At 29.2% G+C, this 13,813-nt stretch carries 12 protein-coding genes; all 12 read left to right on the top strand.

Annotated features, from left to right (window positions below; all coding sequences use genetic code 11):
* Positions 1 to 2: 2 nt before the first annotated feature.
* The 12 genes from METVI_RS0106660 to METVI_RS0106715 all read left to right on the top strand — a co-directional run bounded on the left by METVI_RS0106660 (position 3) and on the right by METVI_RS0106715 (position 13,811).
* Positions 3 to 1,352, top strand: a complete 1,350-nt coding sequence (locus tag METVI_RS0106660; protein ID WP_004592372.1) for a radical SAM/SPASM domain-containing protein — start codon at positions 3 to 5, stop codon at positions 1,350 to 1,352.
* Positions 1,349 to 1,786 carry a DUF2124 family protein gene (locus METVI_RS0106665; RefSeq protein WP_017981142.1) on the top strand — a complete coding sequence of 146 codons (438 nt, stop codon included), beginning with the start codon at positions 1,349 to 1,351 and terminating at the stop codon, positions 1,784 to 1,786. The genes METVI_RS0106660 and METVI_RS0106665 overlap by 4 nt, the downstream gene beginning before the upstream one ends.
* Position 1,787: 1 nt before the next feature.
* On the top strand, positions 1,788 to 2,321 hold the full coding sequence (locus tag METVI_RS0106670) for a tRNA (cytidine(56)-2'-O)-methyltransferase (RefSeq protein WP_017981143.1): 534 nt from the start codon (positions 1,788 to 1,790) through the stop codon (positions 2,319 to 2,321).
* 9 nt (positions 2,322 to 2,330) lie between these two features.
* The gene (gene trpE / locus METVI_RS0106675) at positions 2,331 to 3,713 is read left to right on the top strand and encodes an anthranilate synthase component I (protein WP_017981144.1); all 1,383 of its coding nucleotides are present in this window, start codon (positions 2,331 to 2,333) and stop codon (positions 3,711 to 3,713) included.
* A gap of 13 nt (positions 3,714 to 3,726) precedes the next feature.
* Positions 3,727 to 5,076, top strand: coding sequence for a mannose-1-phosphate guanylyltransferase/mannose-6-phosphate isomerase (locus tag METVI_RS0106680; RefSeq protein ID WP_004591154.1), 1,350 nt, complete (start codon positions 3,727 to 3,729; stop codon positions 5,074 to 5,076).
* A 157-nt stretch (positions 5,077 to 5,233) separates the two neighbouring features.
* Positions 5,234 to 5,959, top strand: coding sequence for a glycosyltransferase (locus METVI_RS0106685; protein ID WP_004591153.1), 726 nt, complete (start codon positions 5,234 to 5,236; stop codon positions 5,957 to 5,959).
* Position 5,960: 1 nt separating this feature from the next.
* Positions 5,961 to 7,064, top strand: a complete 1,104-nt coding sequence (locus tag METVI_RS0106690; RefSeq protein ID WP_004591151.1) for a glycosyltransferase family 4 protein — start codon at positions 5,961 to 5,963, stop codon at positions 7,062 to 7,064.
* On the top strand, positions 7,051 to 7,914 hold the full coding sequence (locus tag METVI_RS0106695) for a glycosyltransferase (RefSeq protein WP_004591150.1): 864 nt from the start codon (positions 7,051 to 7,053) through the stop codon (positions 7,912 to 7,914). Before METVI_RS0106690 ends, METVI_RS0106695 begins: the two co-directional genes overlap by 14 nt.
* A 12-nt stretch (positions 7,915 to 7,926) precedes the next feature.
* The gene (locus METVI_RS0106700) at positions 7,927 to 8,742 is read left to right on the top strand and encodes a polysaccharide deacetylase family protein (RefSeq protein ID WP_004591148.1); all 816 of its coding nucleotides are present in this window, start codon (positions 7,927 to 7,929) and stop codon (positions 8,740 to 8,742) included.
* A 5-nt stretch (positions 8,743 to 8,747) separates the two neighbouring features.
* Positions 8,748 to 9,476, top strand: coding sequence for a class I SAM-dependent methyltransferase (locus METVI_RS0106705; protein ID WP_004591146.1), 729 nt, complete (start codon positions 8,748 to 8,750; stop codon positions 9,474 to 9,476).
* On the top strand, positions 9,476 to 10,600 hold the full coding sequence (locus METVI_RS0106710) for a polysaccharide pyruvyl transferase family protein (RefSeq protein ID WP_004591144.1): 1,125 nt from the start codon (positions 9,476 to 9,478) through the stop codon (positions 10,598 to 10,600). Before METVI_RS0106705 ends, METVI_RS0106710 begins: the two co-directional genes overlap by 1 nt.
* Positions 10,584 to 13,811 (top strand): hypothetical protein, encoded by a 3,228-nt coding sequence (locus METVI_RS0106715; RefSeq protein ID WP_004591141.1) that lies wholly within the window; start codon positions 10,584 to 10,586, stop codon positions 13,809 to 13,811. Before METVI_RS0106710 ends, METVI_RS0106715 begins: the two co-directional genes overlap by 17 nt.
* Positions 13,812 to 13,813 lie beyond the last annotated feature (2 nt).

Consider the following 13,813-nt stretch of genomic DNA (forward strand, 5'->3'; position numbering starts at 1 on the left):
CTATGGCTATTACATTACTTAGTTTATTAGTATCAAACCCTATATCCAAAAAAGTTATTAAAAAATTGATTGAAAAAGATGGAAATGTTACAAAAATAGAGAAGTTATTAGAGGCTTATGCATATGGTTATGAGGTTGATGATGAATTTAATATTATTTATAAAATAATTAAAACTGGTTTAAAAGCATTTGGAGAAAATGAAGAAGAATTAAAAGAAAGGTTAAAAGATGCTTATTGGCGTAGAGGTTTTGTTAGTGTTTTAAGGGGTTTGGTAGATTTTGGTATTAGAAAACCTTTTGTCCCTGGAGCTCCTTTTCTTGTTGTTTGGGATTTAACATATGCTTGTAATTTAAGATGCAAACACTGCTATTCTACTGCAGGAAAACCATGGAAAGATGAGTTAAACACAGAAGAAGCTATTAGAGTTATTGACATATTAGCTGATGCTGGGGTCACAGCATTAGCATTTAGTGGAGGGGAACCATTAATTAGAAAAGATTTCTTCACTCTAACTAAATATGCAGCAGAAAAAGGATTATTTGTTGCAGTAGCTACAAATGGAACAATGATAACAAAAGATGTGGCAAGAAAAATGAAAGAGTGCGGTGTGGGGTATGTGCAAATAAGTCTTGATGGTAGGAAAGAAACACATGAAAAGTTTAGAGGAATTAATGGAATTTATGAAAAAGTTATTGAAGGGATATTGAATGCAAAAGAGGCTGGTTTAATAACTTGTATATCTACAACAGCAACAAAATTGAATGTGCATGATATTCCTGCAATTATGGATATTGCTGAGGAACTGGGAGTAGAATGGTTTATGCTTTATAATTTTATTCCTGTTGGTAGAGGAAGTTTTGAAATTGATTTATCTGCTGAGGAAAAGGAGGAGCTTTTAAAAGAATTGTGGAATAGATTAAAAAGTAGTAATGTAAATTTTATGTCAACAGCCCCATATTATGCAAGAATAGCAATCCAAAATAATAGTAATATAATCCCTACTCACTTTTATAACCCAAAACTTGAAGGTAAATTAAAAACTCTTGCTGATTTTATAGGAGGGTGTGGGTGTGGTAGATTTTACTTAGCAATTAAAGCTAATGGTGATATAGAACCATGTGTTTTCTTTCCTTTAAAACTTGCAAATATTAAAGATTTTAGAAGTTGTGAAGACTTTTTAAAATTTTGGAGGGAAAATAAGGTTTTAAATGATTTAAGAAATAGAGACAATATTGAAATTTGTGGTAAATGTAAATATAGATATGTGTGTGGAGGCTGTAGGGCTAGAGCTTATGCATATTATAAAGATTATATGAAACCAGATATAGGCTGTATCTTGGTGAAAAAATGAAAGGTATTTCCCAATTATTAAGAGATTTTAGAAGAGTTGTTGAGGAAAATAATATAATGTCAATTGCATATGCTGGAATTCCAGGATTTTGTCAGCCTTTTGCTGAATTATTTGCTTATGTTATTAAAAATAAGGAAAATTACTTTATACCTTATACTGATTTAAATAATGTTAAAATTTTGACTTTAAAAGAAAATATAGGTATGCAAATGGAAGATTTTGGAAAGATTGATTATGTTGATGCATTGGTAATATTTGGAGGATTGGCTATGCCAAAATTTAATGTTTCTGAAGAAGAGGTGAGAGAATTAATATTAAAATTATCTCCAAAGATTACAATTGGGGTAGGGTTTATGGACATATTTAAAAAGGTAAATTGGAAAATAAAGTTTGATTATCTATTTAATATACATATAACATATGAGTTGGATTAATATGCATGTTGAAGTATTGAGATTGGGACATAGAGGAGAGAGGGATAAGAGGATTTCTACACATGTTGCTTTAACAGCAAGGGCGTTAGGGGCTGAAAAGATAGTTTTTACTGTTGAAGATGATCATGTTAGAGAGAGTGTAGAGAAGGTTGTAAAAACATGGGGAGGTAATTTTAAATTTACAGTTATTAAAAATTGGAGAAACTATATAAAAGAATTTAAAAAGAAAGGAGGTATTGTTGTGCATTTGACAATGTATGGAGCAAATGTTAATGAAATTATGCCTGAAATAAAAAAGCTAAATAGAGATATTTTAATAATTGTAGGAGCTGAAAAAGTTCCAAGAGATGTTTATGAGCTAGCTGATTATAACATATCTATCGGTAACCAGCCACATTCAGAAGTAGCAGCTTTAGCTATTTTTTTAGATAGATTATTTGAAGGAAAAACTCTTTATAGGGAATTTGACAATGCTAAAATGAAAATAATTCCTTCCTTAAAAGAAAAAATTGTTTTAAAAGAAAATAAACATTAAAGGGAAATTATGTTGGTAGAAGTATTAAAAATGAAAAAAACTCCATTAGAAGTTTATAACAACATTAAAGGAGAAAACAGTTTTTTATTAGAATCTGCTGAAGTTAATAAAGAAAATAGATATACAATATTAGGAACAGCTGAAGGAAAGATAACATTTGAAAAAGGACGTTTAAAAGTTGAAAGCTTTTCTGAATTATCTGATTATGCCAAAGATTTAGAAGGGAAATATAATTGTCCTCTAGAAGCTTTAAGAGAGGTTAGAAATGAGTTAAGAGAACACATTGAGTTGCCAAAAGTTTTAAAGTTTAAAGGAGGTTTAGTGGGATATTTGGGATATGATATTGTTAGATATTGGATAGATTTAAAAGGAAATACTGTAAATGATTTAAAATTCCCAGATGTTGAATTTTTTATTGTAAAAAATTTTATAGCATTTGACTTAAAAGAGGAGAAAATTTATTTAATAGCTGAAGACTTAGAGAAACTTAATGAGCTTAAAAAAATTTTAGAAGAAGAAAGAGAGGTTAAAGAAAATACTCCAAATATTAAGTTAAACATTGAATCAAATATGAGTAAAGATGAATTTATTTCAGCTGTTGAAAGGGCTAAGGAATACATATTTGCAGGGGACATATTTCAAGTGGTGCTATCTAGGAGAATTAAGGTAAATATTGATGGTTTAGATACCTTCTTAATTTATAAAAAAGTTAGGGAAATAAACCCTTCTCCTTATATGTACTATCTTGATTTTGGAGAGAGAAAAATTATAGGCTCATCTCCAGAGATATTGGTTAAGACTAATGAGAATAGGGAGGTTATTACAAGACCTATAGCAGGAACTATTAGAAGGGGAAAAGATGAGAAAGAAGATAAAGAGTTAGAGAGAATATTGTTAAATGATGAAAAGGAAAGAGCTGAACATGTTATGCTTGTAGATTTAGCAAGAAATGATATTGGGAAAATCTCCAAATATGGGTCAGTTAAAGTAACAGAGTTCATGAAAATTGAAAAATACTCTCATGTTCAGCATATAGTTAGTAATGTTATAGGGAAGCTTAAAGATAAGTATGATTCATTTTTAGCCGTTAAGGCTACATTTCCTGCAGGAACTTTAAGTGGAGCTCCTAAGGTTAGAGCTATGGAAATTATAGATGAGCTTGAAAAGTCTTACAGAGGGCCATATGGTGGAGGTGTGGGTTATTTCAGTTGGGATGATGTAATGGATATGGCTATAACAATAAGGACATATGTTGTAAAAAAAGATAATGCCTATATTCAAGTGGGAGCAGGTATAGTGGCTGATTCAATTCCAGAAAAAGAATGGGAAGAGACAGAGAGAAAGGGTATGGCTAATATTAAGGCATTAGAGAGTTTTTCCTTAAAAATGTAATTTTGGTGATGTAATGATATCAATTATTTTAGCTGGTGGTAAAGGGACAAGATTATGGCCTTTAAGTAGGGAGTATTTCTCTAAGCAATTTTTGGATTTTGGTTTTGGAAAAAGTCTTTTTCAAATGACAGTTGAAAGATGTTTAGAATTTAGTGGATTAAATGATATTTTTGTAGTTACTAATGAAAAATATAAATTCATTGTATTGAACCAATTAGAAGAGCTTGGATACAATTTCAAAGAAGAAAATATTCTTTTAGAACCAGAGAGTAAAAATACCCTACCTGCTATATACTATGCTATAAAAGATTTAAATAATGATGAAATAGTTGGTGTATTCCCATCTGATCATATTATCAAAGGTGATCTGAAAGAGTATATAGAGAAAGCTAAAAAAATAGCTAATAACTATATTGTTATTTTTGGAGTTAAACCAAACAAACCACATACAGGATATGGTTATATAAAACCTGGAGAAAAATTAGAAGTGGGTTATAAAGTTGATGAATTTAAGGAAAAACCCAATATAGAAAAAGCTAAAGAATATTTAAAAAAAGGATATTTATGGAATAGTGGTATGTTTTTATTTAAAAAAGATGTATTTGTTGAAGAAGTTAAAAACCACTGTAAAGAAGTTTATGAAGCTTTTTTATTAGATGATATAAAAGAGGCATACAAAACTGTCCCTGATATATCAATAGATTATGGGGTTATTGAAAAATCAAAAAAGGTTGCTGTCATACCATTAGAAATTAAATGGAATGATCTTGGTAGTTTTGATGCCTTATATGATGAGTTTTCTAAAGACAAGAATGGAAATGTAATTTTAGGGGATAATATTATTTTAGACAGTAAAAATAATCTATCTATAAATAAAAAATTAATAGCTTTAATTGACATAAATGACTTAATTGTTGTAGATACAAGAGATGCTTTATTAATTTGTAAAAAAGGTTCTTCACAAAAAGTTAAAGAAGTTGTTAAAAAACTCAAAGAGATTAATGATGAAAGAGCTATAATTCATAAGAAGGTATTTAGGCCATGGGGGTATTATAAGGTTTTAGAAGAGGGTGAAAGATTTAAAATTAAAAGAATTACAGTCCTTCCTGGTAAAAGGTTAAGTTACCAAATGCACTACCATAGAAGTGAGCATTGGATTGTTGTTAAAGGAACAGCCAAAGTTGTTATAGAAGGAAAAGAATATCTAATTAGGGCAGGAGAGAGTATATTTGTAAAAAGTGGTTTAAAGCATAGATTAGAGAATCCAGGAAAGATACCATTGGAGGTTATAGAGATACAAGTGGGAGAATATTTAGAGGAAGATGATATTGTTAGATTTGATGATGATTATAATAGATTATAATAATAAACTAGTTTTTTAGAATAATATAATAGCAAGTTTTTTATATTTTGAGAACTTATATCTAGTTAGAAGAAAAAGTAAAAGAAAGATTAAGAGTATTAGGATATTTGGATTAAAATTCATTTTTGGGTTTTTTATTCTTTAAATTTGGGATAGTATGGAGCTATCTATAATAATGCCTTGTTATAAAGGAGAGAAGTTCATAGAGAATTCTATTAGAACTACTGAAAAAATAGTTTCTGAATTTTGTAAAGATTTTGAAATTATTGTAGTTGTGGATGGATTTGTAGATAACAGTTATAGAATAGCCAAAAACTTAGAAAAGGAGTTTAAAAATTTAAAGGTTGTTGGTTATGAAAAGAATAGAGGAAAGGGTTTTGCTATAAGATATGGGTTGAAGTTTGCAGAGGGGGAGTATATAGCTTTCTTAGACAGTGATTTAGATATATGCCCCAGTTCTTTGAAATATTATTTTGAAACCATGAAAAAAGAAAATGTGGATATGGTTATTGGAAATAGGAGGGATAAGAATAGTGTATGGGAATATCCAAAACTAAGGAAATTTTTAAGTTATTGCTTTAATATTTATGTTAACATTATATTTCCTGAATTGAGGCTTAATGATACACAAACAGGAATTAAAATGTTTAAAAGGGAAGTGATAAAAGATATATTTTCAAATTTACCAAATTTTAATAGTATTGATGGATATACCTTTGACATAGCTATTTTAGTATTAGCCAGAAAAAAAGGGTATAAAATTAAAGAGATGCCATGCATAGTTAAAAAAGAAGATGCTCAAAACATCAGTGGAGTTAATTTATTAAAAGTAATTTATAAAATGGGTAAAGATGTTATTCAATTAAAGAGAATTTTGGGGTAATATGAAAATATTAATGATGTCTTGGAAATGCATAAAACATCCTTGGAAAGGAGGGGCTGAATTTGCTACCTATGAAATTCTAAAAAGATTGTCTGAGAAGGGTTATGAGTGTGTTTGGTTTGCTCCAAAATTTAAAGGTTGTTTGAAAGAGGAAGAAATTGAAGGAATTAAAATTATAAGAGATTTTAATATTTATACAATATATTTTAATGCTTGGAGAAAATATGTAGAGGAATTTAAAGGAAAATTTGATGTTGTAATAGACCAAGTTAATGGAATTCCTTTTTTTACCCCTCTTTATGTTAAGGAGCCCGTCATTATGTATATACACCATGTTGGTGATGTTTGTTGGGACTATGAAATGCCTTTTCCATTGAGTAAAATTGGCAAATATTCTGAAAAGATGGTTTTAAGATTATACAAAAATATCCCTACAGTTTGTGTCTCTCCATCTACTAAAAAAGATTTGGAAGATTTAGGGTTTAAGAATATTAATGTTGTTTATAATGGATGTAATGTTAAGCCCTTGGATAAATTAGATTTTAGTATTAAAGAAGAAAATAGTTTATGCTTTGTTGGGAGAGTTACTGCTATGAAGAGGTTAGAACATGCTATAAAAGTTGTTAGCTTAGTTAAAGAGGAAATTAATGATGTAAAGTTTTATGTTGTAGGCAGGGCTAAAAAAGAAAAATATTTATGTAAGTTAAAAAATTTAGCTAATATGTTGGATTTAAAAAATAATGTAATATTTTTAGGGTATCTTCCTTTTAAAGAAAGAAATGAAATTCTAAGGAAAAGTTTGATACAGATTGTAACTTCTGTTAAAGAAGGATGGGGGTTAAATGTTATTGAAGGTAATGCATTAGGGGTTCCTGCTGTAGGTTATAGAGTTAATGGCTTGGTAGATTCTATTAAAGATGGCTATAATGGGTTTTTAGTTAAAGATGGAAATGTAAAGGAAATGGCTGAGAAAGTTATTAATATATTAGATGATAAAAATTTATTAAAGAAGTTAAGTAAAAACTCTATAGAGTGGGCTAAGCAGTTTAGTTGGGATAAGAGTGCTGAGGAGTTTGAAGGAGTGATTAAGAATGTCGTTGAGTAAGGAAGAATGTCCTTTGGTTTCAGTGGTAATCCCTACTTACAATTCAGAAAAAACTATTGGCATATGTTTAGAATCTATAAAAAATCAAACTTATAAAAATATTGAAATAATTGTTGTTGATAAATTTTCTGACGATAATACTGTTAAAATTGCTAAAAAATATACTGATAAAGTCTTTGTTATTAATGCAAAAGAAAGAAGTGAACAATTAAATTTTGGGGTAAAGATGGCTAAAGGTAAGTACATTTACAGAGTTGACTCGGATTTCGTCTTAGAACCAACAGTTATTGAGGAGGCTGTAAAAAAGTGTGAAGAAGAGGGATATGATGCCGTTTGTATTCATAATACTTCTGATCCTACTATAAGCTTTTGGGCTAAAGTTAGAAAACTTGAGAGGGACTGCTATGAAGATGATAAATTGAATGTGGCGGCTAGATTTATTAGAAAAGATGCATTTGAAAATGTTGGAGGGTTTGATGAAAATTTAGTTGCAGCAGAAGATTATGACTTACATAATAGACTACTGAGGGCTGGATATAAAATAGGTAGAATTAAATCAAAAGAAATACATATAGGAGAACCAAAAAGTCTGTGGGAAATTATAAAGAAACATTATTATTACGGTAAAACATTACCAAAGTTTGTGGAGAAAAATAAGGGTAGAGGTATAAAGCAACTGAGTCCGATAAGACCAGCATATTTAAAGCATTGGAAAAAATTTGTTAAGCATCCTGTTTTAACTTTAGGGTTTATAATTTATCAGATCTCTAGGTATGGTGCAGCAGGGATTGGATATATTGTTGGAAAGATGAAATTTATATTTTTCAACAGAGCAAATAATGTTGATTAGGTGAAGAAAATTATGAAGTTCATTATAACCATCGATGATGCCGAAAAGGAAACTATGAATATTTTGCTAAGAGAAAATATAGATATTCCAGTAGTCATCGGTGTACCTGTAGGATTACTAGGAAAGAGCTTAGGAGATAGAAACATTGCTTCGATCGATTTAATTAGGGATTTGATTATGAATAACTCAACAATTGAGCTGGCATCTCACGGATATTATCATATTCCACCGCCGAGCTGTCGCACAAAGCTATTTCTACTCAAAAAGTTTCTAAAAAACATGATTTTATCTTTAGACAAGAAAGAGTATCTAATTAGATCTCTTTGTTTCGCTAGAAGTGAAATAGGCAAAAACACTAATGAAGGTAGTACTACAGAATACTTACAAAAGTTTAATCCTATAGATGAAATAGTTACATCCAAAAAGTTGCTTGAGGAATTATTTGGTACACGAATTATAACCTATATTTATCCCGGTGGAAACTACACAGAGGAACTTATCTCTCTCGTCAGTAAGTACTATAATTTCGCAAGAACAACTGACGAAGGATGGAATGTTATAGGTGATCTGTACAAAGAACCAAATAAATTTCTACTTAAAAGTATTTCCATAAGTCGATATACCAACTTTCTTAAACTCGAAAAAAGATATGAAAAGATGAAAAATGAAGAACGAGCGGAGGAAATAATTGTTATTGAAACTTATCATGATTTTACGTATAAGATGCCGAGAAGATTGTATCAAATCAATTTCAATGTTTTTAAGCAACACTATAATAAGCTCAGAAATATAGGTGAACTAACAACATTTAGAACCTTAAAGAAGTGAGGATTATGTGGGAATGTTACGCAAAGAAGGTTCCATATTTTCTCGACTTGTCGATTCCAGATATGCTGAAAAATCTACTAAAGGAGTTAAATAAGAGAAGAACATATTCTCTAATCGATTTGGGATGTGGAGATGGAAGATTTCTTTATGCCTTGTATAAGCAAGGATTATTGAAGAATGCTACCCGAGTTGTTGGGGTTGATATTTCTGAAGAAAGGATAAGAAGATTAAAGAAACTTTGTCCATTCGCTGAAGGTATTGTTGCAGATGTAACCGATCTAAGTCAAATACCAGATAACTCGTTCGATGTAGCAATATCTAATCAAGTGATAGAACACGTTCCCGATGATTCCAAAATGCTCAAAGAAATTAGAAAAATCCTTAAGCCAAATGGATTGTTATATATTTCAACTGTAATTAAGAAATGGTATGGTTTTTGGATTTATTGGAAAAATGGGTTTAAGTTAGATCCAACTCACGTAAGAGAGTATATGTCTGAAGAAGAATTTTTAAACCTTTTAGAGAATAACGGTTTTATGGTGAAGGAATTTAAAACGAGTCCAATAAGATATCCTATCATGGACTTAATTTTAAGAGGTTTAATAAAACTCAATATTATTAAACCAGATCCTGCCTTCTATCAAAAGTATAAACTAATTTCAAAATTGAAAAAATTAAAGTTGAAAGTGATTGGCTATAAAAGTATTGAGGTTGTTGCTGAGGTGAAGAAATAATGTATAAGTTTTACAGTGATGTAGATAAAGCCTTATCGCTTGTGCCAAAAGATTTTATTTATGGTAAAAAGATCCTTATAATTGGTAATTATGGAGATGGAAATTTAGGAGATGAAGCAATGCTTAAAGTTTTGTACAATTATTTAATTAGTAATGGAGTAAATTTAATATATGTAATAACAAAAAATCCAGCTTTTTATCAGAGATATATAAAAAATTCGAGGTTTCAACCAGTATTAGCTACTAATCTATTAGCTGTCTTAAAAGCTTTTTTAGTTTGTGATACAATAATAATAGGAGGGGGATCTATATATTCTAGATACAGTGGGTTGGGTGTTTATATAGCAAGTTTACTATCAATATTTATAAGGTTACTTCTCAACAAAAAAATATTGATACTTGGCATAGGATTTTCTAGTTCTACTCCTTTATTATTGAAGTTTATATGTAAATACTTGTTTAAAATTTGTAACTTCATTTATGTAAGGGATAGTATATCGTTTAAAAATATAAGAAATTTAGGAATCAAAAAGAAAATAATTGTTTCTAAGGATTTAGTTTTTTCATCTTTTATTCAACCTTTTGATAAAAAGTTAGGAAAAAAAATATTGGAGAAAGAAGGTATAAAGATTGATAAAGGAAAAAGACTAGTAGGGTTAGCACTAAATTTTTCAGGTAAAAAAGAAAAAGATGAGAAAATAATAGCTATTTTTAAAGAAATCATACCTTGGTTGATAGACAAATATAATGCAGAAATTCTATTTTTTACTTTTTGTCCAGCATTTGTTAGTAAGATTTCTGACACATTCTTATTTAAAAAAATATATGGGGAATTAGGTAATAAATATAAAAAGAAGTGTCATATCTTGAGTTACTATTTACCTGAAGAGGTTATGTCGATATTTATGAATTTGGATTTAGTAATCGGTAGTAGATTTCATTCTATGGTATTTGCGTACAAAGTAGGAACTCCTTTTGTTGGGATAAGCTATGAAGAGAAGTGTTCAGCTTTTTTATCAGAGATTAGAAAACCACTCATAAATATCGAAAGTTTAGACGCTAAAACTTTAAAAGGTGAAATTAGTAGAATACTCGGGGGATTAAAATATGAAAGGACTAAATAATATTTTAAGGATGTGCGTTACTCTTTTTAAAAAAAAGGAGTTAAAGGAGTTTTTAGTAGTTTTTTTAGTTTTCATGATACTATTTTTGGTGCCTACTTTTAAACTTTTCATTAAAGATGGTTACATAATTTTGTCGGAACATTTAGAGGCTATATCCTACGAAAAATTTGAGTCAATCTTTAAATATAGTTGGGATTATCAAATAGGAATTTTTCCATTTGCGGAATTTCCAAAGTATTATCTATATAGTTTGTTAGTATTTATTGGAAAATCTATTCATTTAAACTTTAAATACTTTGAAATTCTTTTGCTAGGCCTACAGTTTCCTCTTGGATTTATTTCAGCATATATATTAAATAGATATATCGTTAGAAAAATATTAAACATTCAGATAAACTCGTTAGAAATTTTAATGCTTATTGTAGCGTCTCTTATATATGTAATAAACCCTTGGGTAGCATCGTATCAACACAACATAAGTTTAAAATTTCAACATGCGCTACTACCATTAATATTTTTATATTTTCTTAAAACTATCCAAGAAGAGAAAAATACAATTAAAAATTCTATAATTGGAGCATTTCTACTTAGTTTGGTAGCAAGTTATAGATATACAATAGTAATATTACCTTTGTTTATTCTAACAATTTGTGTTTATCTAATTCTAAATAAAAAGTCAATAAAAAAGCTATTTATTAAAATTTCAGCCTATACATTTTTTGCATATATGACGATGTTAGGAAAGGTTATTACGCCTGTATTACATGCCTTGTATACTCAAAAGGTTAAATGGGCGGAAGAATTCACTGCTTCTTATTTACACTTATTTCCATTAATTAATGTTTTCTCACTAAAAATGGAAACGTATCTTTCAATTTTTTTAGTTTATTGTGACAATTACATATATCTTTTTTTACCAGTAACTATCGTATCATTTTTATATCTGCTTATATGGAGAAAAAAAATAACCAAACAAAATTGGATATATTTTTTACCAATAATAATCTTTATAACTTATATTCCATTGTGTGTAAAAGAAATTAGTTTATTCTCACTAGATTTTATATGGAAAATACCTTTTTCTGACGATATTCTACGTCTTTTAAGATCTGGTAGGATAAATGCTATGCCAATATTGCTGGCATTATCTATATCTACGCTACTTACATTATTCTCTTTCAGTAAAACATTATTGTTAATAAGAAATAAAAAATTACAAAAAGTACTTTTGTATTCTCTTACATTAATGATAATAATCTTCTCTTCGATATCTGCATGGCCTATTTTCACGGGAAATATGAATAACTATTGGGAACCTGCAAAAATACCAAAAGATTATTACATTGCAAATAAAATCCTAAGTAATTTTTCAGAAGACGAAAATTATGCCCTATGGATGCCTCCTTTTTCTTGTAGTAAACCTATATGGTCTAATGTTTCTGACACCCCTGCAGGGATTTTTGACTGGAGAAATTCAGAATTACCTGTATACTCATATAGAGAGATGTATTTCTTTGACTATTATAATCCCTTACATTCTTTTCCTTTTGTACGCGCTTTAGATGGATACAAGGGATTAGATTGGGATAAAATTTTTTATCCTCTTAATATAAGATTTATAGTTGTCCACTATGATTTAGATAATCCTTACGTTAGCAATATTAACCATATTATCAAAAATAAATTACTGAAGATAAATCAAGAGCTTAACAAGATCTATGAAGGAAACTATTTAGCAGTATATAAGGTATTCGACGAGAAGGTTTCTAAAGTAAGGATTACAACCCCTATTTTGTTAGATGATAGCCTCAAGATTTATGGATCAATTGTCAATGTATTAGATTTTAAAACATTAAATATATCTTCAATGGTCTTTTATAATCCCTTTCACAGTACCTTAAATATTTCTAAAGTTAATTCTATAGTAGTTAATAGTAATCTTCTAAAAGCAATATTTTCATATTATACTCCTAGTATAATAAAAATTCAAACTGATAAGAGATTAGAAGATCCCTCTAAAAATTGGATATTTAGTCCAAATCCACGTTATAAGTTTCAAACATATATTAAAAAGAGTAGTATATATGAGTGGAGTTGGCAATCTGATTACGGCTATGGCTTAGTGTTTACATGGGCTAAAAATACAAAATTGACTATATCGTTCAAAGCCGATAAACCAGATAAGTATAAACTCTTCATAAGATATTTTAAAAACCAAAAAGGTGGTAAAATAGCAGTTTATTTGGATGGAAAACCAATTACAATTAAAACAAAAGATCAATTAAACAAGTTCGTTTGGGAAGATCTTGGAACGCTTTATCTTGAAAAAGGAGAGCATAAAATAGTTCTTGAAAACATTGAAGGTTTCAATGCCGTAAATCTATTTGCTTTGATTCCAGAGAAAGAATACTACAAAGCTAAAAAGGAAGTAGAAAAATTACTTCAAAACAAAACTATTATCTATGTATTTGAAGGAGAGAGTGATCTTTATTATTCTAATGCCAAAATAATCAAAGACTATAATACAAGCAACGGAGAAGAGTTATTATTTAACAAAAATGGAAAAGCCTGGCAAGATGTAGAAATAGTGAAGAATGGAACTTATAGAATAGCTTTAAGGGGGGAAGGAATATTTAAAGTAAAAATAGGAACTAAAGAATTTATATCAAAACCAAATAACAATTTCATATACACACCACCATTTAACCTTACAGAAGGAAAATACAAGTTAGAAATAATTCCACTAAAAGAAAAATCAAAGTTAGATGTTATTTGGTTATATTCAAGCAATAAAACACTAAAAGATCTCTTCGAAGTCAAAGAAAAACCAGCTAAAATAATCTCATACGAAAAAATCAACCCAACTCTCTGGAAAGTTAAAGTAAACGCTACAAAACCGTTTATGCTCTCATTTGCTGAGGCATACGATCCACTATGGGAAGCAAGAGTTTACAAAGATGGTAAATTAGTGGAAAAAGTTAAATCTATCCCATTATATTCAGTTATAAATGGATTCTGGATAAATGAAACTGGAAACTTAGATATAGTAATAAGGTATACCCCTCAAGATTGGTTTGATATTGGTTTAGCAATTTCAGGAATAACATTCTTCTGTTGCTTAGCTTACCTCTTCTATGACTGGAGAAGAGAAGATAAATGGGCTAAGAACTTAGAGGGTAAAATTAAAAATCTCATAAAATTTAGGAGGTAAGT

The organism is Methanocaldococcus villosus KIN24-T80 (genome assembly GCF_000371805.1).
Lineage (GTDB): Archaea > AGJL01 > Methanococci > Methanococcales > Methanocaldococcaceae > Methanocaldococcus > Methanocaldococcus villosus.

Bases quoted from the DNA above. Each gene is read 5' to 3' on its own strand.
- METVI_RS0106680 (WP_004591154.1), top strand. From the start codon at position 3,727: ATGATATCAATTATTTTAGCTGGTGGTAAAGGGACAAGATTATGGCCT.
- METVI_RS0106705 (WP_004591146.1), top strand. From the start codon at position 8,748: ATGTGGGAATGTTACGCAAAGAAGGTTCCATATTTTCTCGACTTGTCG.
- METVI_RS0106710 (WP_004591144.1), top strand. From the start codon at position 9,476: ATGTATAAGTTTTACAGTGATGTAGATAAAGCCTTATCGCTTGTGCCA.
- METVI_RS0106685 (WP_004591153.1), top strand. From the start codon at position 5,234: ATGGAGCTATCTATAATAATGCCTTGTTATAAAGGAGAGAAGTTCATA.
- METVI_RS0106690 (WP_004591151.1), top strand. From the start codon at position 5,961: ATGAAAATATTAATGATGTCTTGGAAATGCATAAAACATCCTTGGAAA.
- METVI_RS0106695 (WP_004591150.1), top strand. From the start codon at position 7,051: ATGTCGTTGAGTAAGGAAGAATGTCCTTTGGTTTCAGTGGTAATCCCT.
- METVI_RS0106700 (WP_004591148.1), top strand. From the start codon at position 7,927: ATGAAGTTCATTATAACCATCGATGATGCCGAAAAGGAAACTATGAAT.
- METVI_RS0106670 (WP_017981143.1), top strand. From the start codon at position 1,788: ATGCATGTTGAAGTATTGAGATTGGGACATAGAGGAGAGAGGGATAAG.
- METVI_RS0106665 (WP_017981142.1), top strand. From the start codon at position 1,349: ATGAAAGGTATTTCCCAATTATTAAGAGATTTTAGAAGAGTTGTTGAG.
- METVI_RS0106660 (WP_004592372.1), top strand. From the start codon at position 3: ATGGCTATTACATTACTTAGTTTATTAGTATCAAACCCTATATCCAAA.
- trpE (WP_017981144.1), top strand. From the start codon at position 2,331: ATGTTGGTAGAAGTATTAAAAATGAAAAAAACTCCATTAGAAGTTTAT.
- METVI_RS0106715 (WP_004591141.1), top strand. From the start codon at position 10,584: ATGAAAGGACTAAATAATATTTTAAGGATGTGCGTTACTCTTTTTAAA.